Here is a 22,644-nt window from a genome sequence, read left to right on the forward strand (position 1 = left end):
CGGTGAAGGAGGGAGGCCGGCGCGTCGGACGCCGGCCGCGGAACGGGAGGGCGTTAGTCCGACGCGGCCGTGGTGATGTCCTGGGCCAGCGTGTACTGGTCCATGCGGCCCTGATAGTGCAGCCCCTTGCGGAAAGCCCAGAGCGAGCTTTCGAAGTGCAGCGGGATGAAGCCGAGCTTGTCGACCGCCATCTGCATGGCCTGGCGGAGGAGTTCGGCGCGCTTGGTCTCGTCGACGGTCGCGATCGCCTGGACCAGCACCTTGTCGAAGTCCGGGTCGGACCAGCCGCCATAGTTCGAGGCGCCGATGCCGAGCGCGTCGTTGTCGGTCGTCACGTATTGCCGCAGGAAGGACGCCGCGCCGCCGCTGGTCGAGCCCCAGCCGCCCATCGCGAAGCTGAACTCCCGCTTGGCGCGCCGGGTGAAGAAGATCGAGCTGGTCATCGCGTCGAGCTTGGTCCGGATGCCGGCGCGGGTGAGGAACTGCGCCACCGCCTGGGCGACCTGGGAGTCGTTGATGTAGCGGTTGTTGGTCGCGTGCAGCGTTAGGTCGAAGCCGTCGGGATAGCCGGCCTCCGCGAGCAGCTTTTTCGCCTGGGCGGGGTCGTAGGGCAGCGGCTGCGGGTCGCGGAGGGCACCGAACATCGTGCTCGGCACGAACTGGTATGCGGGCTCGGCGAAGCCGTCCAGGATCCTGCTGACGATGGCCTTGCGGTCGATGGCCATCGAGATGGCCTGCCGCACGCGTTCGTCCCGGAACGGGTTGGCGCCGTCCTTGGTCTCGATGAACGGGCTCTTGTCGCGCCCGATATCCATCTGGAGGAAGATCACCCGGCTCGATTCCCTGGACGTATAGGCTAGGTCGTCGTGCTGTTTGATCTGCTCGATGTCGCGGGCCGCCGGCGCGTCGATGAAGTCGTAGTCGCCCGAGAGCAGCCCGGCGAGGCGGGGACCGTCGGACGGCACCGGGACGAACTTCACATGGTCCCATTCCGGCGCCCTGCCGGAGTAGTGGGGGTTGCGGCTGAGAGTGATGCCGCTGCCGTGCTCGTACTTGTCCAGGAGGAACGGCCCGGTGCCGATCGCGTCCTTGCCGGAATTGAAGTCGTCGACTGTGGGCCAGGGGCCGGTGACGCCGCATTTGTTGGCCAGGTCGAAGCTGATCTTGCCGTGCGCGACGATCCCGTCACTCAGGATCGCGATCTCGGACACGAGCTCCGGCAGTAGCGGTTCCACCGCCTTGGTGGTGATGCGCAGCGTGTAGGGATCCGGCGCCTCGACCGAGGCGAAGTTCCTGACCTCGTCCGAGAACGATGCGTTGACGCTGCCCTCGTTGTTCATCACCCGGCAGAAGGTGAAGATCACGTCGTCGGCGTTGAAATCCGAGCCGTCCGAGAATTTCACGTCATTGCGCAGATCGAAGACCCAGCTGTGATCGTCCTCGGCCTTCCAGGATTTGGCGAGACCTGGCTTGACGGCGTTGTTTTCGTCGGAGACTCCGAGCGCGGAAAAGATGTGCATCGCCAAAGCATTGTTCGACGAGACATCGTGGTAGTGCGGGTCGGCGGCCGATGGTTCGGCGGCCTGGCCGATGGTCAGATCCTTGGCCGAAGCCGCGTTCGACCCGAGCAGGAGAAGCGCCGCAGCGCAACTCGTCCAATGCCGGATATCCACGTGAAGGCCCCCTTTAGCTGTGTGCGTCTTGTGTTGACGAACAAATTTTTTCGTCGCAATGAAAAACGTGAAAAAAGCTACGAGTCAAGAGGGAGCGCGACATGGGCAGGGTTTATTATTCGGAAGTCGCGCAGCTGGTGGCGAAGGCCTATGAGCGGCTCAGCCCGGGCCATCGTCGCATCGCGGATTTCATCCTCAAGAACCCGACCGAGGCCGCGACGCTGAACAATGTCGAGCTGGCAACCCGCTGCGAGGTCTCGAACGCGACGGCCAACCGGTTTCCGAAGGCGATCGGCTTCTCCGGCTTCGCCGACTTCCGCAGCTCGCAACGCGACGCGCTGCGCACCGATCTGTCGCCGGCGACCAAGCTGCGGGACGAGATCGACGAGACCGCCGGTCCTTTCGACGTCATCCGGAACGGGCTTCGGCAGGATCTGACGAACCTGAACCAGACGTTGGCCGGCATCGACGAGGAGAGCTGCGCCCGCGCCATCGAGCTGATCCTGACCGCGGACCGGATCTTCGCCTTCGGCGCGGGCCTGAGCCGGCATGTGGTGGGGCTGCTGATCCACGGGCTGGAGCCGTTCTGCCGGGGCAACGCGACGGAAATGGGCGCCGGCGGCGGGGCGAATTCCGCCATGCGGCGGGTGGTGCATTGCGGCAAGAAGGACCTGCTGATCCTGGCCTCCTTCCCGCGCTACTCCGTCGAGACGCTGGAGATCGCGAAGGCTGGCCGCGACAACGGGACCACGATCATCTGCCTGACGGACCGGCCGACGAGCCCCCTGACGAAATACGCCGACGTGGTCTTCTACGCCCATGCAGAGCGGGCGCTGCTGCCGAACTCGGCCACGGCGGCTGTGGCGATCGCGGAAGGCATCATCGCCGCGGTTTCCAATCGCCGCTCCGAAGGGATCGACGTGCATACGAAGTTGGCCGAGAGCTATCGGCCGGAGTGACGCTCCAGCATTCGGTAGATCGCGTCGAACCAGACAGTTTTCGTGTCGCGACAACCACGGACGGTTGCCGCACGCGTGCCCACCCGGCGGCGAACGCGAAGGCGCCTTCGCGTTCGCCGAAGTGGGGGCATGGAATGCAACCTGATGAGAAGGCACTTTCGGGTGACCGATCCATGCCTAGCCTTGGCACTATTTGGTAGCCGGGCCGGGCAAGCACGCAGGGCCGCCAGAAGCTTGGATCTTGGACACTGCTCAGATGATCGCGCGTGGGCGTGCAAGAGCGCAGTTCGTTGCGTGTCCCCGCAACCACCTTTGTTATAACTCGATACACATCGAGATCTGATCCAGAGCCCCGCCCCATAAGGCGGGGCTTTCTGCATCCCGCGGCACTCACAAACAGAAGACTAAGCCGGCCTCGAGTACCGTGGCCAGAAGGGAGTAGCGCACGTCGCACCCCCGACTATGCCTTCACCATCGGACGGCGGGCCAACGCGGTTGGCGCCGTGACGGTAGGCGCTGCTCATTTCGCAATTCGACTCTGGCCCACGAGACGCGCCATGAACGCATCCGGCTCAAAGCGGAATTTGGGACGGGCGCTTGGAACTGGACGTGGGTGCGCCCAAATTCACGGTGCATGCCAGCCTGACCCCGGCAGAGTGCGCTCCAGGAGCGTCGCCGTTACCCGCAGCTTCCGATCGATGTCGCGCGCCACGCCTTCTCCCATCCGCCTCTGGTCTTGCCCGCTGATCCTGCCGATTTCCAGGGTCGTTTGCCAGGAAAAGACATAAAATTCTATACACCTGGAATCGATTATCTGGAACGATCGCTTTCGATCTCGGTGAACACAAGGGACGATGACGCTCTACACCGTTGCAGTATTGATAGGCATGAGGCCTTTACCGGTCACGATCGATCAGCAATCTGGGAGCGAAAATCGACATCATTGACGGAGTCTGAGGGAGTTTGGTCGGACATAAGGATTGAAGCATTAGTCTATTTTCGTTAATTTGGGACAAATTAAGAATTATTACAGTAAAGTGCTCGATCAGGGTGCGGACAGTTTAATGCTTGGATAGATCATTTTGGAGATGGAGGATGAAACGGACTGGCCGGCCTCGTCTCACGGTCACGTTGGGTCTTACCGCCATGAACCTGTTCGGGGTACTGGTCGCTCGTGCAGAGGCGCAGGACGCCGATCGCATCGTCAGAGAGCAGACGACCGTCATCGACCGGTTCGAGCCGCCGCCGCGACGCCCTCCGAGCGTCTCCGTGACGCACGCCGCCCCGGTTGCCGGCTTGCCTGTCGAGCAGCTCGGAACCGTCCGCTTCACGCTCCGCAACATCGATCTCGAAGGCGCAAGGACGCTCGGTCCAGCCGCCTTTTCTTCGCTCTGGAAAGACCTGATCGGACGAGAGATTTCGCTGGCCGATCTGAAAGCGGTGGTCGACGGGATCGAACGTGTCTATCGCGAGAACGATTACTACGGAGCGGCCCTGGTTCCACAACAGGATTTCGCCACTGGCCGCATCCGCATCGTCGTCTATGAATCCTATATCCGCGACGTTGTCGTCGAGTCGGATCGACAGGATCTGAAGGAGAGGCTGAGGCCCTATATCGACCGCATGGTGGCGATGCGACCGGTCCGCATCTCCAGCCTGGAGCGCACCCTGCTGCTCATCGCCGATATCCCCGGCGTCACGGTGCAAGCCGACATCTCCAAAGTCGAGGATGACCCGGCCGCCGGACGGCTGGTGCTGAAGGTCGACGCCACACGGTTCGGGCTCGATGCCCGTCTCGACAATCTCGGTACGCCGGCCACGGGGCCGCTGCAGCTTTCCGGCATCGCGCGCCTCAACGACGCTCTCGGATTGTTCGAGGGCACCGAAGCGCTGGCGGTGACGAATCCCGCCGACCCGGACGAGCTCGTCTTCCTGCGGTTCGGGCAGTTGTTCCCGCTCGGGCCGTCGGGATTCTTCGCCGGGTACGAGTTCGGCCAGGTCTGGTCGAATCCGGAGGACGATGACGACGACATCCACGCCGAGACCACGTTCGGCAAGGCCTTCCTGAGATACGCGATCGTCCGCGCGATCGATCACAGCCTGGTCGCCGATGTCGCGATCAACGGCAAGGATATCGCGGTCGACGTCAACGGCGATCCGGCGGTGCGGGAGAGCAACCGGTGGCTGACGGCGACAGCCACCTACGACACGACCGTCGCCGGCATCGCCATCGTCACCGAGGCCGGCTTGGGCCAGGGCTTCAGTGGCCTCGGCTCGGACACCGACAACGACGATTTCACCTATGTGTTCGGGCAAGGCACGCTCTCGCGCGACATCACGGAGTCCCTCTCGGCGCAACTGCAGTTCGCGTGGCAGCACGCCTTCACCGAGCTTCCCTCGGCGGTCCGCTTCGACCTGGGAGGCGAGCCCTATAGCCGCGCCTTCGACAGCGCCTCCATCACCGGGGATAACGGCATTGCCGCGGCGTTCCAGCTTCGGCAAAGGATCGACACCGGCATCGCATGGCTGACCGATCTCAGCCTGTTCGGATTCGTCGACTATGGCGCGGTCTGGAATCCGCCCGACAGAGACTACGACGTCGCCTCGCTCGGTTCGGTCGGGGGCGGCATCCAGACCGTGATCGGCGAGCGCTTCAACGCCATGGCCTATGTCGCGACGGCCTACAAGGACGAGCCGAAGCTCGACGTCGATGGCGCCCTGTTCCGCTTTGCCGTCGGGGCGCGGTTCTAGCCGTACAGCCTGCTGTCCGCGAGCCCGGCCTGCGGATGATCACATCGACCCGAAGGGGGTAGCCTGATGCTCAGAATCCCAATGATGCCCGTGGCAATGGCCGTCACCTTCGTCAGCCTTGCCGTTGCTTACGGCGAGGCGCAGGCCGATACTCTGGCTCCGGTCACGGGCGACGTGCCCGCAAGCGTTTCGGCCCAAATCGAGACAATCCAGTCGAAACCAGCCTACGCGCATACGAGCTGGGGGATGCGCGTGGCTGATCTCGCCACGGGTGCCGTGCTCATCGATCAGGGGGGCGATCGGTCACTGACGCCCGGATCGATCATGAAGGTCTACAGCTCGGCCACCGTGCTCGACCTGTATGGACCGGACTACCGGTTTCACACTCTGGTCTACCGGGCCGGGGCGGTGTCGGGCGGCGTGCTTGACGGAGATCTGGTCCTGGTCGCGTCAGGCGATTTCAGCTTTGGCCTGCGCGAACAGCCGGACGGCACGCTCGGCTTCAACAATTTCCCGGAGATCGACCACAACTATGCCGATACGGGCTTTGCCGGAGGCGCCCTGGTCAAGGGGAGCGACCCGCTGGCCGCCCTGGACGACCTGGCGAAGGCAGTCCATGCGTCCGGCATCGCCGAAGTCAGAGGCGACGTCATCATCGATACACGATTGTTCGACACCTACCGCGACCCGACCGACGGGATCATCTCGCCGATCTGGCTCAACGAGAATGTCATCGACATCGTGACGACGGCGGCCAGTGCGGGTCAGCCGGCGACGATCGATTGGCGTCCGAAGACCGCTGCGACCAAGGTGGTGGCCGAGGTGATGACGGTCGCGGAAAATCCGAAGCCCATCAGGATCGAAACGCCCGCCCCGGGAGAGGTCCGCGTCACGGGCGAGATCGCCGCCGGATCTCCGCCCACCTTGAACATCTGGCACGTGCCCGACCCGGCTGCCTTCGCCCGGACCGCCTTCATCGAAGCCCTCCGGCGCGCCGATGTGAAGGTCGAGGCAAACCCGCTCGGCCGGAACCCCGCCGACAAGCTGCCCGATTCGGCGGCATTGTCTGCCGGGACCAAGGTGGCGGAGCACGTCTCACCGCCGCTTTCCGAATACGTCAAGGTGGTTCTCAAGGTCAGCTACAATCGCGGCGCCCACCTGCTGCTGTGCCTTGCCGCCGTGAAAGCCGGAAGCCGCGACTGCGAGGCGGGAATCGGCAAGGAGTTGGAGCTGCTCGACCGCCTCGGCGTGTCGCGACAGAGCACCTATGTCTTCGACGGCGCCGGTTCCGACGACCACGCCAAGACCGCCCCCGCCGATCAGACGACGGTGCTGACGCGGATCGTCAAGGAGCCCTGGGGAGGGTCGATACGGCACGGGATGGCTATCCTGGGCGTGGATGGGACACAGGCCGCGAACGGGGTCGGAACCCCGGCGGCCGGGCATATCCAGATCAAGGACGGCACCCGGATCACGATGGCGCCCGGAGACTATCAGGGCGTGATCATCGCCAAGACGCAGGTCGGCTATATCGAGGCGAAAAGTGGTCGTGATCTCGCGTTCGCGATCTTCCTGAACACGGCGCCCTTTGCCTCGATCGGGGATTTCATTGCCGCCGATCACGACATCGCCGCGATCGCTGCTGCGATTCAGCAGGCCTATTAGGCCGCGATCCAGGAGGACGAGATGGACCGACCCGGTGTCAACAGAGTGCGACGCGCCCTGATCTCCGCTTCGACCGCCGCGGCGCTGCTCGGCTGCACCGCGACCGGCTCGGCCGCGGCCCAGACCGATCTGCCCCCGGCGATCCGTGCGATCATGGATGCGCCGCGCTATTCCGGGGCGGTCTGGGGGCTGCGTGCGATCGACCTCTCCTCGGGGGCGACGACGACGTCCTATGGCACAGACGCCCTATTCTTCACGGGCTCGGTGCGGAAGCTGTTCTCGGTCGGTCTCGCGCTGAATGCGCTCGGCATCGACCATCGTTTCGAAACGCCGGTCTATCGTGTCGGCGAAGTAGCGCCTGACGGAACCCTGCACGGCGACCTCGTCCTCGTCGCCAGCGGCGACCTGACCCTCGGCGGCCGGACCACCGCCGACGGCAAGGTCGCCTTCACCAATTTCGACCACACCGAGGCCAATTCGCTCGGCAGCGCGATCCTGACCAAGCCCGATCCGCTTGCCGGCCTCGACCTCCTCGCCGGGCAGGTCGCCGCGTCCGGCATCAAGGCCGTCGCCGGCGATGTCGTCGTGGACGATCGCCTCTTCGACCAGTTTCGGGTGCCGAACGGAAATGTCCTGATCACACCGATCATCGTGAACGACAACCTGATCGACGTCACGATCCTGCCAACCGAAGCCGGACGCCCGGCAAATGTCGACTGGCGCCCGAAGACCGCGGCCTTCGCGGTCACGTCGGAGGTGCGGACCGTCGCCGCCGGCGAACCGCTCGACATCTCCCTGGAGACCTCGCCCGGCGACCCCGGACGGGGGATCGTCAAGGGCCAGATACCGGTCGGGTACAAACCTGCCCTGCCCGGCGTGCCAAGCTTGGTCCGGACGTTTCCGATCCCCGATCCGTCGGCCTTTGCGCGCACGGCGCTGATCGAAGCGCTGGGCCGGGCGGGCGTACCCGTCAAGGCGGCGGCCACCGGCCCGAATCCGAGTGCGAAGCTGCCGCCGGACAACGCGTATCGGCGGACCGCGCAGGTCGCCCGGCTCACGTCGCCTCCGTACTCGGAGTACGCCAGGCTGATCCTCAAGGTCAGCCACAATCTCGGCGCCAATCTGAGCCTGGTCCTGTTCGGCCTGACCAAGGGGGCGAGGACGATCGGGACCGCGCTTGCGGCCGAGCGGACCGCGCTCGTGGCCGAATACGGGCTTCGTCCCGACGGCTTCGACTTCCCGACCAACGGCAGCGGCAGCCCCGACAGCCGTGCGAGGCCCACCGCCGTGACGGATCTCCTCGCGGCGATGCGGAGGACGAAGGGGGCCGGAGTGTATTTCGACGCCTTTCCGGTTCTTGGTGTCGACGGGTCTCTGGCGACGGTCGGCGTCGATCCGCCGAATCCGGTCATTGCGCCGGCCATCGGACGGGTCTTCGCGAAGACCGGTACGACGGTCGCGGGCGATACGCTCAAGGCCCAGGTCTTCGCGGGATACCTGAAATCCAGGGCGGGGAAACTGCTCGCCTATGTCGTCTACGTGAACAACGTCACGCCGATCAGCAGCATCGCCGACGTCATCGAGGTCTTCGGCGACGAGGGTGAGATATCGGCGATCCTTTACGACCTCAACTGACCGGTTCGCCGGTGTCGAGACGGGGGGAACACAATGACCGGGTGGTGGAAAGCAGACGGGTCCTGCACAACAACGGAAGGCGGCCTCGCGGACCGCCAGAGCGGTGCCGGAGAAGCCGACCCGGGTCCAGGACGCCTCTCGGGGTCATGGATCGCCCTGGCGCTCGGCGGCATCGCCGTCGCCCAGATCACGGTCCCCAGCGCGGCGCAGGCGCAGGCGCAGTGCAACTCGAGCAGCAATCCGTCTCCGCCGCCTGCGGTCACGGCGAACTTCTCGAACCAGACCTTCGGCCAAAATCCGCCGCTGAAGCCTTATGGCGTGGCGTCGCTGGGTTTCGCTGGCTGTGTCGGGGCCGACGGAGACTACGAAGAAAACGGCGGCGATGGCAGCCCGGGACAGCCCGGTGCGCAGATCACCGGCGTCAACAAGGCTCTGACCATCATCGGCGGAGGCAACCCTGACTCTAACCTCGAGACGTTCGGCGCAATCATCACCAGCATTGGTGGAGCTGGAGGCGCCGGCGGTCAAGGCGGCCGCACCGGCCTGGACGAAAACCGGGGCGGCAATGGCGGTGCCGGCGGGGCGGGCGGCAATATTACCGTCGGGTTCGACGGCACCTTCGTTCCGGATCCGAAGACCGGTCTGGCGGGTTACGGACTCTACGTGTCGTCCATAGGCAACGAGGGCGGCAGGGGGGGAGATTCCAGCGAAGACGGAACCGGGGACAAGTTCTCGGGCGCTGGCGGGCAAGGCGGTTCCGGCGGATCGGTCGTGCTCTCGGCAAGCGGATCGATCCAGGCATACAATGTCGGCGTTTCGGCGCTGTCCAGCGGCGGTGCGGGCGGAAACGGGGGCAACTCCGTCAACTATGACGCTTTGGCGGACTCATACGGCGGCGATGGCGGCGATGGCGGACAGGCGGGCTCGGTGTCGCTGAATTGGCTGGGCGGCACTGTCACGACCCGGCAATTCGGTTTGCTTGCCACCGCAGCTGGCGGGACCGGAGGCACCGGCGGCATAGGAGATTATGGCCTCACCGTCGAAGGTGGCGATGGCGGTGCGGGCGGCAATGGCGGCACAGCCATTCTGTCCTTCAGCCGCGGCGGGGTCACCGTCGACCTGGGTCCGTTCAATTCGAACGGCGCCGGACTCTATGTCTCGGCGATCGGCGGCGCTGGCGGCGATGGCGGGCCCTCGAGCGACGGGCTTGGGCAGCGAGGCGGCAGCGGCGGGAATGGCGGGAATGGCGGGACTGCCAACGCCACCATTCTCGGCTCGGTCGCCTATTCCACCAGCCAGAGTGGCGGTCAGGGCGTCCTGATTCAGTCCAACGGCGGCGCCGGCGGGGCCGGCAAGGGGGCGGGTGGCGTCGGCGAGGCCGGCGGCGGCGGGTTCGCGGGCGCCGGCGGTGGTGTCACCCTGATCCTGGGCAACGCTGCCAGCACGGGCACCGTCCGAACCTCGGGGACGCTCGCCCATGGCGCCGTGGTGCAGAGTGTCGGCGGTGCCGGCGGCACTGGCGGCAATGCGAGTTTCTTCGCCCAAGGCGGCGCCGGGGCCGCAGGCGGGGATGGCGGCCCGGTCGTGGTCCAGGCGCCCGACGGCTCGGTGATCGCCATCGGCAAGAGCGCCATCGCGGTGGTGGCGCAAAGCGTGGGCGGCGGCGGCGGCGTGGGCGGCGACACCAACGACATCTCGATCGGCACCCAGATTGCCATCGGCGGCAATGGCGGTCTCGGCGGCAATGGCGGAATGGTCAATGTCGACCTGACGAACGGTGTGTTCGCCTCCACCAGCACGCTCGGCGGCGCGGGCCTCCTGGCCCAGAGCATCGGCGGGGCCGGCGGGGCCGGCGGCAGCGCGGCCTCGACAGGCGTCGGCTTCTTTTCGATGACGATCGGCGGCGACGCCGGCGGCGGCGGCGCCGGTGGCCTGGTGAACGTCACCAACAAGTCGCTGATCACCAGCTATGGCGATCATGCGGCCGGCATCCAGGCGCAAAGCATCGGCGGTGGCGGCGGGAAGGGGGGCTCGGCGTTCACCTTTGCCGCCAACGCCCTTCCGACTGCGGCGGTCGCGGTCGGCGGCCGCGGCGGCAGCGGCGGCCCGGCGGGGAACGTTTCCGTCAGCAACACCGGCCAGGTCACGACCTACGGCGCGGATGCCACCGGAATCCTCATCCAGAGCATCGGCGGCGGGGGCGGAACGGGAGGGGCCGCGGCCGCGCGCGCGGTGGATCTCTCGCCGAGCAAGGAGGTCCCCGCCATCTCGATCTCGGTGGCGATGGGCGGCCAGGGCGGGGCGGGCAACACCGGCGGCCAGGTCGCACTCGACAATTCGGGGCTGATCACCACGGCCGGTGACGGAGCCATCGGGGTGATGGCGCAATCGATCGGCGGCGGCGGCGGCACGGGTGGCGACAGCACGGCGGCGTCCTATTCCGGCGGCAGCCAGGGCGGCGTTCAGATCTCGGTCGCGGTGGCGGTCGGCGGCTCCGGGGGTACCGGCGGGACCGGCGGCGCGGTGACGGTGACCAATGAAGGGCTGGTGGCCACACGGGGCCAGGATGCCTACGGTGTCTTTGCCCAGAGCGTCGGCGGCGGCGGCGGATCCGGCGGCGCCGGCGATGCCTCTGCATCGGCGAGCAAGGCAAAGGGCAGCTTCGCCGCCTCGGTCGGCGTGGGCGGGACCGGCGGCACCGGCGGCCACGCCGACACCGTCGATCTGAAAAACACCGGTGCGGTGACGACGGTGGGCGACGGGGCCGATGGCGTGTTTGCCCAAAGCGTCGGCGGGGGCGGTGGCGCCGGCGGGGGTGGAGTCGCCACGGCCGGCGGCGGCAATCTCAGCCTTGCCGTCGGTGTCGGCGGGAGCGGCGGCGCGGGCGGCAACGGCAACACGGCCACGGTGACGAATGGCGGCAGCATCGTGACCCGCGGCACCGATGCGATCGGCCTGTCGGTGCAGAGCATCGGCGGCGGCGGCGGCAAGGGCGGCAAAGGCGGTGCAACCGCCGGCGGATCACCCGACTTCTCGAATGCGAAGGCCTTGTTCGACATCCTGGCAGGCGGTCTGGGCCTCAATCAGACGGTCACCAAGCTCGGCGACGGCATCCTGCGGATCGGGCAGATCGGTCAGGAGATCCAGGCGACCTATGACGAGTTGAACGGCATCTTCTCGCAGCCGCAGGCGGGTGATCCGGAGAACGGCACGGCGAAGCAGATGAACGTCTCGGTGTCGGTCGGCGGCAGCGGTGGGGCCGCGGGCGACGGCGGCGCGGCCAATGCGACCAACACCGGGGGGATCGCGACCTATGGCGCCCAATCGGACGGCATCTATGCGCAGAGCGTCGGCGGCGGCGGCGGCAGCGGCGGTGCCGCAACGTCGACCAGCGGCGCCGCCGACGACAACCCGATCCAGACCGCGATCGGGGTGGGCGGCACGGGTGGTGGCGGCGGCAACGGCGGTGCCGTGACGGTGGCCAACCAGACGGGCGGCCACATCCTGACGCAGGGCGTGGCCGCCTTCGGCATCCTGGCGCACAGCGTGGGCGGCGGCGGCGGCGAAGGATCGCTGGCCGGCACCGTCAGCGGCTCGCTGAAGAGCCTCTCCGTCGGGATCGGCGGCAATGGCGGCACCGGCGGGGATGGCGGCACCGTCGGCGTCACGACGGACGGCGCGATCACCACCACCGGCAAGCACGGCATCGCCATCCTTGCCCAGAGTGTCGGGGGCGGCGGCGGGCTGGTCCGGACGATGACCACCGACCAGACCTTCGATCCCTCCAAGATCGTCATCAACCCGCAAGGACGCGTTGCCGACGTCCATGGGCTGACGTTGACGTTCGGCGGCCAGAAAGGCGTCGACGGCAACGGCGGGGCCGTCTCAGTCACCACGGGCGGCCCGATCACCACATCCGGCCTGGACGCGCATGGCATCCTGGCGCAGTCGATCGGGGGCGGCGGCGGGATAGCCGTCGGGGGGCAGGTCGTCCTGCCGGGCGGCGCGGCCGGGCCTGGCGGCCCCGGCGGCGCCAGCGGCAACGGCGGCAACGTCAACGTTGATCTCGAAACGGGCACGGCGATTCTCACAGCCGGCAAAGGCGCCTACGGCATCATTGCCCAGAGCATCGGCGGCGGCGGCGGCTTCGCCGGCGATCCGTCCTCGGTCCGCGACTACCAGACGGGTACGGCGCCGGCCGTGAAGTCCAATGCCGGCTTTGGCGGGGAGGTCTCGATCTTTGCGGATCTCGCCCGCATCCAGACCACGGGCGACTATGCCCCGGCCATCTTCGCGCAAAGCATCGGCGGCGGCGGCGGCCTTGTGAACTACAACAACGCCGACGGCTCCCAGAACAAGATCCAGGCGCGGGGCACGGCCGGCGGCGCCGGCAGCGGCGGTGATATTTTTATCGACCTCATCGGCAGCATGGTCTCGGCGTCGGGGGCAGGGTCGCCCGGCATCTTCGCCCAGAGCGATGGAACATTATCTTCAGGCGGGATCCAGATTTTGATCGATGGCAAATCGAGCGTTCAGGGCGGCCTGACCGACACTGCCTTCCCCGGCGGTCAACCCATATCGGAGCGCGACGTGGCGGGCATCCGGCTGATGGGCGGTAGCGGGAACTACATCAGAAATGCGGGGATCATCTTCTCGCTCAATCGCCTGGCGATTCTGACCGATACGCCGGCGGGCAACACCCAGGTCACGAACACGGGAACGATCTCGGGCGACATCATCTTCAACAGCGGGGCCGGCAATGTCGTGGACAACCGTCCCGGCGGCGTGATCGAGGCCTTCACGGCCATCGACCTGAACGGTGGCCAGCTCCGCAACGCCGGCAGCTTGCAGGTCGGCGGCGCCGGCGCGATCGGCCGGACGACCGTGACGGGCGACCTCGTTCAAAGCGCCACGGGCCGCCTGGTGGTGGAGACGAACCACAGCATCGGCACGGCGGATCTCCTCGACGTTCAGGGCGATGCGCGGCTGGGCGGCATGGTGGAGGTGCATCCGGTGTCACTCGCCAACCGCGCCGTGACGGTGCTGAACGCAACCGGGGGGCTGGCGGTCGATCCGGGCCTGACGGCGAGCGGACCCTATCTCTACCGCTTCGACACGCAGCAAGCCGGCAATAGCCTGCAGGTGCAGCCGGTGGCGGAGTTCAGCGCGGCGGCGGGCCCGCTGGGCCGGAACCAGCGGCGCGTGGCGGCGCATCTGCAGCAGCTCTGGGACAGCGGCGCCGGGTTCGACGAAGGCTTCACCGCGCTCGCCGGGGTCGGGGACGGAAGCAGCTATGCGCGGGCGCTGAACAGCCTCTCCGGGCAGACGGTCGGGGCGGTCGCGGCCCTCCGCTACAGCTCGAGCCACGGCTTCGTCACCAACATGCTGGACGAATGCGCGACCTTCGAGGGCGCCGGCCGGACGCAGGACGAGGCCAGCTGCACCTGGGCGCGCGCCTACGGCGGCGTGGCCGACCAGGACAGCAACCGCGACGCGCTGGGCTACCATACGAGCGCCTGGACCCTGCAGGCCGGTGGCCAGCGCGAGATCGCACCCGCCTGGTTCCTCGGCGGATCCATCGGGTACGAGAGCAGCAGCTTGCGCGGCGATGACGGCGGCTCGCGGGTCAGCGGCGACAGCCTGCTGCTCGGCGCGACGCTGCGCTACCAGACCGGGCCGTGGCAGGCCTCGGGTGCGCTCGACTTCGGCTATGGCTGGTATGACAGCCAGCGCTCGGTCGAAGCCGGCAGCTTCCGGGGGACCGCGGACGCCTCGCCGAACATCTGGCATGTCGGTGCCAATGCGCGCCTTGCCTATCAGGCGCCGATCGCGGACTGGTACGTGCAGCCGCGCCTCGACCTGCACCTGACCTATGTGCACGGCAACAGCTACACCGAGACAGGGGCAGGCGCATTCGACCTTGCCGTCGAATCCGAGGGCGCGACGGCCTTCACGGCGATTCCCGCGATGGAGGTGGGCCGGCGCATCCCGATCGGCGGGACCGCGGTGCTGCGCCCGTTCGCCAGCGCCGGCATCGAGCTCAACGCCAATGGCGACTGGGCGGCGACGGCGCGCTTTGCCGGCCAGCCGGGCAGCCGGGGTTTCCGCGCCACGACACCCATTCCGGACGTGCTGGGCAAGTTCACCCTCGGTGCCGAGGTGCTGAACAGCACGAACTGGGATTTTCGAATGCAGTACAGCGCCGAGGTCGGCGACGGCTATGCCTCACATGCCGGCCTGGGTCGGCTGGGCTATCGGTTCTGAACCCCTGCACCGGCACATAACGGCCTTCGGAAGCATCGTCGCAACGACAGTCGGGAGCGCGAGATGAAGAATGGAATGCTTTCGGTCCTCTTGGGAGCCGGCATCGCTCTGGCTGCCAATGTCTCTCTGGCGGCCGAGTCGACTCAGGTTGAGAAGGTCCAGGCTGCGCTCACCGCCTGGCTGGCGGCGCGAGCGCCGATCGAAGAGGTTACCGGCATCGCCGCGTATATCAGCTTCGGCGATGCCGGACCGGCAATCGAAGCCTTCGCCGGGAAAGTGGGCCGCGACCCGGGCGCCGGTCCGGTTGGCCAGGACACCCTCTATCAGATGGGAAGCACGTCGAAGTCATTCGTCGTCGCGGTGATCCTCAAGCTCGAAGCGGCGGGAAAACTCTCGATCGACGACCCGCTCGGCAAGTGGCTACCGGAGTATCCGGCGTGGAAGGATGTTACTATCCGCCGTCTCCTCAACATGACGAGCGGCATTCCCAATTACTCCGAGACCGAATGGATGTCCCGCGCCTGGGCGGACCAGCCCAAGCGGGACTTCACGATGAAAGAGCTGGTCGCGGCCGCGTATCCGAGCACGACCAGCAGGCTTCCAAAAAACAGTGGTTATTTCTATTCCAATACCAACTACGTCCTCGCCGGCGAGATCGCCGAAAAAGCCGCCGGTAAAAGCTATCGCGACCTCGTCCATGATCTCATCATCGAGCCGCATGGTCTGTACTCGACATTCTATGAGGCCGGAACCTACCCGGAATCGGTGATCAACCGGCTGTCGCATGGCTACTTCGAGAACCAGGCGTGTGCCGACTACCAGCCCGGCTGCAAGGAATCGTGGAACCTGTCGATCATGGGACGGGACATGCGAGAGGCCAGCACCTCCTGGGCGCAAGCCGCCGGCGGCGCGATTTCCAGCGCCCGCGACGTCGATCGCTGGATGCGCGCCGTATTCCACGGGAAGGTGGTGCCGCCGAAGCAGCAGCAGGAGTGGATGCAGCTGGTTTCGATGAAGACGGGCGAACCGATCGCCGCCGTCTCCGCGGATGATCCGGCCGGCTTCTCTCTGGGATTGGGCAACCGCATCCTGGGGCCCATGGGCGCGCAATGGTTCTACCAAGGCGAGACCCTCGGCTATCGGACGCTTTATGTCTGGATCGCCGCCGAGGACCTGATGATCACGGTCCAAACCAACAGTCAGCCGCCGGAGGGCACCAGCAGGCTCAACGAGGCCGTCGCCACCCTTTACCAGATCGTCAAGACATCGAAAGCCGACTAGGGATTGTTGATATTCATCTGGAATGGATGACGGCAGCGGCGAGATAGATGAAGGCGGAGAAGCTCTGATCGGTTTTGTCGGCGCGCATGGCGATGCGTTTGAACTCTTTGAGTTTGCAGAAGAAATTCTCGATCAGGTGCCGCCGTTTGTACATCTCGGTGTCGATGGACAGCGGCTGTTTTCGGCGTGGGTGCTGGGAGATGACGATCTTGGCCCCGCGTTGGTTGAGGTCGGCGACAATGGCGTTGCTGTCGAAGGCCTTGTCGGCGATCAGAGCGTCGAAGCAGACGCCGTCGATGAGCGGTTCGAGGCCAACCGTGTCGAATCGCTGACCGGGCAGCAGGCCGAAGCGCACAAGGTTGCCGAGCGCGTCGCAGAGGGCGAGGATCTTGGTCGTCATGCCGCCCTTGGAGCGGCCTATGGCCTGGCTCTGAGTCCCCCTTTTGCGCCCTGGCCGTGGCGGTGGACCTTGACGATGGTGGCGTCGACCATGGCGTACTCCATGTCGGGCTGGTCCGAACAGGCTTCGAAAAGCCGAACGAAACATCGGCTTCGACCCAGCTGCGATATCGGGTGAAGACACTGTTCCACTTGCCGAAGAAGGCCGGCAGGTCCCGCCACGGACTTCCTGTGCGAACGATCCAAAGCACGGCTTCGACGAACAGCCGGTTGTCCTTACCGCTTCGTCCAGGGTCCGTCGGCTTGCCCAGGCAATGCGGTTCCATCTTCGCCCATTGGGCGTCAGTCAGTACGAAGCGTTCCATCCGAAGTTTGAATCACAATCGGGCCCGGATGGGAATCCGGAATATCAACAGACCTTAGGACGCCGCGAATGGAAGGCCTCGGCTCTAACGGGAGTTTGCAAGGCAACGGGCGAGATCAAGCTCATGTTCATCCAGTCCGAACAGGTCGGATCCGACTGGTCCGAAACGCGTCCACCACTGGGAGGTCGTCCGTGCTGCCGCTTTGCCGCCGTCCCAACCCGATGCCCGGCATTCTTGCCGTCGTGATTTGCCTGGGCCTCTCGGCCTGCGCTGCCGATCGGCACGCGGCGCCGACGGCATCGCCCTTCGTTTCCGTCGCGAGTCAGCCGGCCAATGTCGGCGACGCGCGGACTGCGGCGCTCGCCTATCGCAACTCGGGCGCCTATGACCGCGATGTCGCCGACATCGCCGCGCAGGCCGGGCGCTGGCTCGCCGGCCGGGCCGGCGTGGCCCGCCCGGCGCTGGTGCTCGACATCGACGAGACTGCCCTGTCGAACTGGGAGATCATCCAGCGCGACGATTTCGGACGGCCGATCGTCGGCTCGTGCGACCCGGCGGGGGAAGGGCCGTGCGGCTGGGCGGCCTGGGACCAGCTCGGGCGCGATCCGGCCATCAGGCCGACCCAGGCCCTGTTCCGGCAGGCCCGGGCCGCGGACGTGGCGGTCTTCTTCATCACCGGGCGGCCGGAGAGCCAGCGGGCGGCCACGGAGCGGAACCTCGCTGCAGCGGGCTATGGCGGCTATGTCAGGTTGGCGATGGTGCCTGATGGTGCGCATTTCACCTCGGCCGCGGAGTTCAAGGCGCCGGTGCGTGCCGCAATCGAGGGCGAGGGCTATACGATCGTCGCCAATGTCGGCGACCGGCCCTCGGATCTCGAGGGCGGCCATGCACAGCGTGCGTTCCTGCTGCCGAACCCGTTTTACCGCGTGCCCTGATCGCTCTTCCCATCATCTAAAATCCAGCGCCGGCCGATCACCATCTCGAACGAGCGTCAGCGACCACAGCGATATCCGCGTCTCACCCTTTGCGGTCAGCGAGGGGCAGGACGCCGTGGTCAATCGTGCTCCCACCCGCCGCCGATTCCCCGAGGTGAGGAGCGAAGGCGACGTTGGTGTCGGCGCCGAACCTGCCGGCTGGCACTGGGCGCTTGCACCGAGGAGACAGTGCCGCCGAGGCTCGGCGGGCGGTCCGATGATCGTACGTCGTCGTGCGTGGGCGTAGGTAGTTGCGTGTCCCCGCAACCACCTTTGTTATAACTCGATACACATCGAGATCTGATCCAGAGCCCCGCCCCAAAAAGGCGGGGCTTTCTGCTTTCTGCCGAGCTCTCAAAGGGTAGCGTGATCAGAAGGCCGCGGGTCAGGAGGCCAGCTCCAGGGCAGGGCGAGCTTTACTGAGCGGACCGATCGCGATCGGACGATGGAATTCCGCCCTCCCCCGGTTGCGGACGGAGGAGGGCGGGCGCGGCGGCTGCGCTTTACAGCACGAAGTCCGCCGCGGTCAGGGCGTGGTCGGAATAGACGGTGATGACCGAATCCTCCACGTTGTTGCCGGTGGTCTCGAGATAGACGCCGTAGCGGCCGCCGCCGAAATCCAGCACCCGGACCTGGCCGGCGGCGGTGAAGGCGCCGTTGCCGAAGGTGAAGGCGGCGTCGCCCGGGCCGGCGCCGTTGGCGTCGATCGCCGACAGGTCGATCTTGTCGCCGGTGCTGAAGTCGGTGATCGTGTCCCTGCCCGCCGCCGCGACCGTGCTGTCGCCGATGGCCAGATAGACGAAGCGGTCGTTGCCGGCGCCGCCCTTCAGCGTGTCGGCGCCGCCGCCGCCGGTGAGCACGTCGTCGCCCGCCAGGCCCCACAGCGTGTTGGCGCCGGCATCGCCGGTGATGCTGTCGGCGAAGCCAGAGCCCATCACCTGCTCGATGCCGGTCAGGGTGTCGCCCTGGGCATCGCCGCCGCTGGAGGCGCCGCCGAGCACCACGGTCACGCCGGCCGCCGAGCTGGCATAGCTGGCGGTGTCGATGCCGTTGCCGCCGGTGAGGGTGTCGGCCCCGGCCCCGCCTTCGAGAATATCGTTGCCGTCGCCGCCGTCGAGGTTGTCGGTCCCGGCGCCGCCGGCGATGCTGTCGTTGCCCTCTTCGCCGAAAGCGCTGTCGTTGCCGGTCCCGCCATCGATGGAGTCGTTGCCGGTGCCGCCGGAGAGCCTGTCGGTCCCATCGCCGCCGACCAGCCGGTCGGCGCCGTCCCGGCCGTTCAGGATGTCGTCACCCGCCTCGCCCGACAGCGCGTCGTCGCCGGCGCGGCCGTCGATCAGGTCGGCACCGCCCTCGCCGCCGATGATGTTGCGGCCGGCGTCGCCGGACAGGGTGTCGCTGAAGCTCGAGCCGTAGAGGTTCTCGATGCTGTTCAGCACATCGCCTGTGGCGTCGCCGCTAAAGAGCAAATTACTCTGTATGTCGACGAAGACCTCGGCGCTCGATCCCTGGTAGTTGGCGAAGTCCGAGCCGGCGCCGCCGTTGAGAGTGTCGCCGCCGGCGCCGCCGCGGAGGGTGTCGTCGCCGGCGCCGCCATTGATGGTGTCGATGCCGTCGAAGCCGTACAGCCGGTCGGCCTGGGTCGACCCGGTGATGGTGTCGTTGCCGGAGAAGATGATGGCCAGCGCCGCCAGCTCACCGCCGGGGGTGAGGAAGCCCGAGGCGACATCCGCCAGCGGCGTGCTCATGCCAGTGATGGTGAAGATCGGGGTGGCCGCCGGATTGTAGTAGGTCAGGCTGTCGACGGTGCCGCCAAAGGTGTTCGGAAGGGTGAACGACATTCCGGTGCCGGTGACCTCCAGCTGCCCGGGGTCGTTGAAGAAGAAGATGCTGAAGGTCTGGTTGATGAACGGGATGCCGGCGACGCCCGGGGCCGCGATCTGCGACAGCGTGCCGAACTGGATGCCGTTGCCGTTCAAGCCGGTGCCGTTGGGCACGGTGAAAACCGCCATGAAATGCCCTTTCGTAACGATACAAGGCCCGATCTTCGGAATTCGCGACCATTTGCGACCATCATGGGCCAGGACGGGCCTGATTCGAGCAGGCTCCAGCGCCGCCGGCAAGAACGCAACAAAACACGAGATCGATGGAACTAAATTCCGGTGGATGCTCGGAAAATCGCGTCGCCGGAGTCGCGCGACGCCGAAGAGGACGATCGGCGATTCTCAGGTCCAGCTTCTCCGAGGATCGTCAGAACCGAACTTCGCGGAGCGCCGCGATGGCCATCCGCATCGACGGTATTGTTGCAGTCGACCAGGGTCTTGCTGGTCAGCAAGCCAGGCCCGACGCCGCCCAGGGCAGCGAGAACTGCGTTGTTGTGCAGAGCGACGAAGAGGTAGCGGCAAGGACACGATCGCGGTCTTCGCCGCCGGCGATCGGATCAACCTGTTCGGCAATCGACACCGACGGCGACAAGAGCCCGGACTCGAACATCGACGTCTATTCCGACCATCCCTGACGGCGTCGGACTTCGTGCACTAGGGCTGCAACAGATCGAAGTTTACTTTGCCAACGAGCGGGGACGGACGCCCATCCTTCGTTCTCCTACGACGGCGAAGCATCATCCCATGGACATGCTTCTCGGAAGCGCGAGAGTGGTGGGATGGAAGGGGAGAAGCGGCTTCGCAGGGGTAGTCGTGATCCGACGGCCGGGTGTCAGGCGGCTTGATCGAGGCGGCGGAGGGGCTGCCGGTTCCAGGGCAGCAACTGGTCAATGCGGTTGATCGGGTGGTCGGCGATGCGGGCGATGATGTCGGCGAGATAGGCCTCGACGTCGAGGCCAGACATCTTGGCGGTCTCGATGATGGTGTACATGGCGGCGGCTCTCTGGCCTCCGGCGTCGCTGCCGGCGAACAGATAGTTCTTCCGCCCCAGGGCCAGGGGCCTGATGGCGCGCTCGGCGGCATTGTTGCTCATCTCCAGCCGGCCGTCGGTGGTGTATCGGGTCAGTGCCGGCCAGCGGGTGGTGGAGTAGCGGATCGCCACGGCGAGCTTGCCCTTGGTGCTGGTCCTGGCCAGGGCGTCGTCGAACAGTCGCCGGAGGTCTGCGAGGATCGGCACCGAGCGCTCCTGCCGGGTGGCCAGGCGCTCTGCCGGGCCGCGTCCCTTGATCTCGCGCTCGACGGCGAAGAGGTCGCCGATCCGGTCCAGCGCCGCCTTTGCTGCGGCCGAGCCGGTGTGGTCGAAGACTTCGTATAGATTGACGAAAGCGTCGACCCGGACCCGGGTGCCGTCGGGAAGATCGATCTCGATCACCCCGGCCCGCTCCCCCAGCTTCGGCGTTGCCGGCACCGGCGGCCGCGATGGCTTCGGCGCCGGCGCCGGGGGCACCACCGGCAGCTTCACCGCCGCCTCGCCCGTCCCGTCGTCCCGCGAGAACACCCCCAGCGGCACGAACTTCATCGCGGAGGGAACCGCACCTTCCGCCGGCGGCGCCTCCGGCATCTCGCTGGGGCGCCTCCGGCCCGCCATCTGCAGCCACTTGAACAGCAGGTTCGCGTTCACCCCCTGCCGCCGCGCCACCTCCGACACCGAAGCGCCAGGCGCATGCGCCTCCGCCATGATCGCCTGCTTCTCGGCCCGGCTCCAGCGCCGGCGTGTCATTCCCGATGGCACCACTCACCCCCGAACAAGTGTCCACTTAAAATAAGTGGACACCTATTCTGCAGCCTTTCCGCCAATGCCAACAGAGGCGGCCGTCGGATCACGCTTACTCTCAAAGGAAGGCTACAAGTCGGCCCTTTGCCGATGTTCGGAGGCTCTCCAGATTTCCCGGAGCGGGCATGCCCGAAGAGCCATCGGCGCGAAAGCAGAACCAATTTTGATCGCGGAAGCTCTGGGAGCTGACCGCCAGCCGCGTCAGTCCGCTACAGCGTCGCCGAGGGCCGAACGTGCGGCATGCTCGACATGCTCGATCGCCGCCCGGCGCGCCTCCTCGGTGTTACGGCGACGGATCGCCTGCACCAGCACGTCGATCTCCTTGATGCTCTGCTGCTGGCGCTGCTTGCGCACCAGCGAGCGCGCCCGCAGGCTGGAGGTGCGTAGCACCAGCCGGGTAATCATGTCGAAGGCGATCGGGTTCTCGGCGCCGGAGCAGATCCGGTCGTAGAAGGCCCGCTTTGCGCTCAGCATCTGTTCCAGGATGCCGCCGCGATAGGCCTTCTTCAGGGCCTCGGCGTCACGCTCCAGGGCGTCGATCTGGGCGTCACTGGCCTTCTCGATGAACTGCTCGACCACCAGCGCCTCCAGCACGGAGCGCAGGCGGTAGATGTTCCGGGCATCGTCGGTCGAGACGGCGCTGACCGACAGGCCGCGATTGGCGATGTAGCCCAGGATCCCTTCGGCCTGCAGCTCGCGCAGCGCCTCGCGTAGCGAGGTACGGCTGACGGAAAGCTGCTCGCACAGATCCTTCTCGACCAGCCGCGCCCCGGGCTCCAGCACCCCCGTCTCGATCGCGCTGCGCAAGGCGGCGATGATCTTGTTGCGCAGGGGCGCTGATTGCTGCTGCACCGGCGCCAGCCGCCTGTCGAGGACCTTGTCCGCCATTCCGCTTTCGCTGCTCTTCGCTCTCGTCCCGGCCGGCCGGACTCCGGCGACCCGCGGAGAGACTATATCGGCGGCC

The 22,644-nt window shown here is 66.6% G+C and carries 12 protein-coding genes and 1 pseudogene; 8 read left to right on the forward strand and 5 right to left on the reverse strand.

From position 1 onward, the window contains the following. Positions 1–53: 53 nt before the first annotated feature. Positions 54–1,673, reverse strand: coding sequence for an ABC transporter substrate-binding protein (locus QFZ27_RS09100; RefSeq protein WP_429225872.1), 1,620 nt, complete (start codon positions 1,671–1,673; stop codon positions 54–56). Between the two features lie 101 nt (positions 1,674–1,774). Between QFZ27_RS09100 and QFZ27_RS09105 the strand changes: the two genes are divergently transcribed. The 6 genes from QFZ27_RS09105 (at position 1,775) to QFZ27_RS09130 (ending at position 16,228) form a co-directional block, all read left to right on the forward strand. After that, the gene (locus tag QFZ27_RS09105; RefSeq protein WP_429225874.1) at positions 1,775–2,632 is read left to right on the forward strand and encodes a MurR/RpiR family transcriptional regulator; all 858 of its coding nucleotides are present in this window, start codon (positions 1,775–1,777) and stop codon (positions 2,630–2,632) included. Between the two features lie 1,095 nt (positions 2,633–3,727). Further along, a complete protein-coding gene (locus tag QFZ27_RS09110; RefSeq protein WP_429225876.1) occupies positions 3,728–5,383 on the forward strand; it encodes a ShlB/FhaC/HecB family hemolysin secretion/activation protein in 1,656 nt (551 codons plus the stop codon). Positions 5,384–5,479: 96 nt separating this feature from the next. Next, a complete protein-coding gene (gene dacB, locus QFZ27_RS09115; RefSeq protein ID WP_429225878.1) occupies positions 5,480–7,048 on the forward strand; it encodes a D-alanyl-D-alanine carboxypeptidase/D-alanyl-D-alanine endopeptidase in 1,569 nt (522 codons plus the stop codon). A 21-nt stretch (positions 7,049–7,069) separates the two neighbouring features. Beyond that, on the forward strand, positions 7,070–8,683 hold the full coding sequence (locus QFZ27_RS09120; RefSeq protein WP_429225880.1) for a D-alanyl-D-alanine carboxypeptidase/D-alanyl-D-alanine-endopeptidase: 1,614 nt from the start codon (positions 7,070–7,072) through the stop codon (positions 8,681–8,683). 33 nt (positions 8,684–8,716) lie between these two features. Continuing rightward, a complete protein-coding gene (locus tag QFZ27_RS09125; RefSeq protein ID WP_429225882.1) occupies positions 8,717–14,947 on the forward strand; it encodes a hypothetical protein in 6,231 nt (2,076 codons plus the stop codon). Positions 14,948–15,010: 63 nt separating this feature from the next. After that, positions 15,011–16,228 (forward strand): serine hydrolase domain-containing protein, encoded by a 1,218-nt coding sequence (locus QFZ27_RS09130; protein WP_429225884.1) that lies wholly within the window; start codon positions 15,011–15,013, stop codon positions 16,226–16,228. Positions 16,229–16,241: 13 nt separating this feature from the next. On the opposite strand, the pseudogene QFZ27_RS09135 reads toward QFZ27_RS09130, so the two are convergent. After that, positions 16,242–16,992, reverse strand: a pseudogene (locus QFZ27_RS09135) (IS5 family transposase). A 191-nt stretch (positions 16,993–17,183) separates the two neighbouring features. Between QFZ27_RS09135 and QFZ27_RS09140 the strand changes: the two are divergent. Further along, positions 17,184–17,927 (forward strand): HAD family acid phosphatase, encoded by a 744-nt coding sequence (locus QFZ27_RS09140; RefSeq protein WP_429225886.1) that lies wholly within the window; start codon positions 17,184–17,186, stop codon positions 17,925–17,927. Between the two features lie 542 nt (positions 17,928–18,469). Here the strand turns inward: QFZ27_RS09140 and QFZ27_RS09145 are convergent. Then, positions 18,470–19,975, reverse strand: coding sequence for a calcium-binding protein (locus QFZ27_RS09145; RefSeq protein WP_429225888.1), 1,506 nt, complete (start codon positions 19,973–19,975; stop codon positions 18,470–18,472). 266 nt (positions 19,976–20,241) lie between these two features. On the opposite strand from QFZ27_RS09145, the gene QFZ27_RS09150 reads away from it, so the two are divergent. Next, complete coding sequence (locus QFZ27_RS09150) at positions 20,242–20,481, forward strand: hypothetical protein (protein WP_429225889.1); 240 nt, start codon at positions 20,242–20,244, stop codon at positions 20,479–20,481. 197 nt (positions 20,482–20,678) lie between these two features. On the opposite strand, the gene tnpA is transcribed toward QFZ27_RS09150, so the two are convergent. Continuing rightward, on the reverse strand, positions 20,679–21,626 hold the full coding sequence (tnpA, locus tag QFZ27_RS09155) for an IS66-like element accessory protein TnpA (protein ID WP_429225891.1): 948 nt from the start codon (positions 21,624–21,626) through the stop codon (positions 20,679–20,681). Between the two features lie 255 nt (positions 21,627–21,881). Next, positions 21,882–22,568, reverse strand: a complete 687-nt coding sequence (locus QFZ27_RS09160) for a GntR family transcriptional regulator (RefSeq protein WP_429225893.1) — start codon at positions 22,566–22,568, stop codon at positions 21,882–21,884. Between the last annotated feature and the right edge of the window lie 76 nt (positions 22,569–22,644).

Source organism: Inquilinus ginsengisoli, assembly GCF_050434925.1.
GTDB classification, from domain to species: domain Bacteria; phylum Pseudomonadota; class Alphaproteobacteria; order DSM-16000; family Inquilinaceae; genus Inquilinus; species Inquilinus ginsengisoli_B.

What these genes read in the sequence shown, in the direction of transcription:
- QFZ27_RS09105 (WP_429225874.1), top strand. Translation starts at nt 1,775, where the DNA reads ATGGGCAGGGTTTATTATTCGGAAGTCGCGCAGCTGGTGGCGAAGGCC.
- QFZ27_RS09110 (WP_429225876.1), top strand. Translation starts at nt 3,728, where the DNA reads ATGAAACGGACTGGCCGGCCTCGTCTCACGGTCACGTTGGGTCTTACC.
- dacB (WP_429225878.1), top strand. Translation starts at nt 5,480, where the DNA reads ATGGCCGTCACCTTCGTCAGCCTTGCCGTTGCTTACGGCGAGGCGCAG.
- QFZ27_RS09120 (WP_429225880.1), top strand. Translation starts at nt 7,070, where the DNA reads ATGGACCGACCCGGTGTCAACAGAGTGCGACGCGCCCTGATCTCCGCT.
- QFZ27_RS09125 (WP_429225882.1), top strand. Translation starts at nt 8,717, where the DNA reads ATGACCGGGTGGTGGAAAGCAGACGGGTCCTGCACAACAACGGAAGGC.
- QFZ27_RS09130 (WP_429225884.1), top strand. Translation starts at nt 15,011, where the DNA reads ATGAAGAATGGAATGCTTTCGGTCCTCTTGGGAGCCGGCATCGCTCTG.
- QFZ27_RS09145 (WP_429225888.1), bottom strand. Translation starts at nt 19,975, where the DNA reads ATGGCGGTTTTCACCGTGCCCAACGGCACCGGCTTGAACGGCAACGGC.
- QFZ27_RS09150 (WP_429225889.1), top strand. Translation starts at nt 20,242, where the DNA reads ATGGCCATCCGCATCGACGGTATTGTTGCAGTCGACCAGGGTCTTGCT.
- tnpA (WP_429225891.1), bottom strand. Translation starts at nt 21,626, where the DNA reads ATGACACGCCGGCGCTGGAGCCGGGCCGAGAAGCAGGCGATCATGGCG.
- QFZ27_RS09160 (WP_429225893.1), bottom strand. Translation starts at nt 22,568, where the DNA reads ATGGCGGACAAGGTCCTCGACAGGCGGCTGGCGCCGGTGCAGCAGCAA.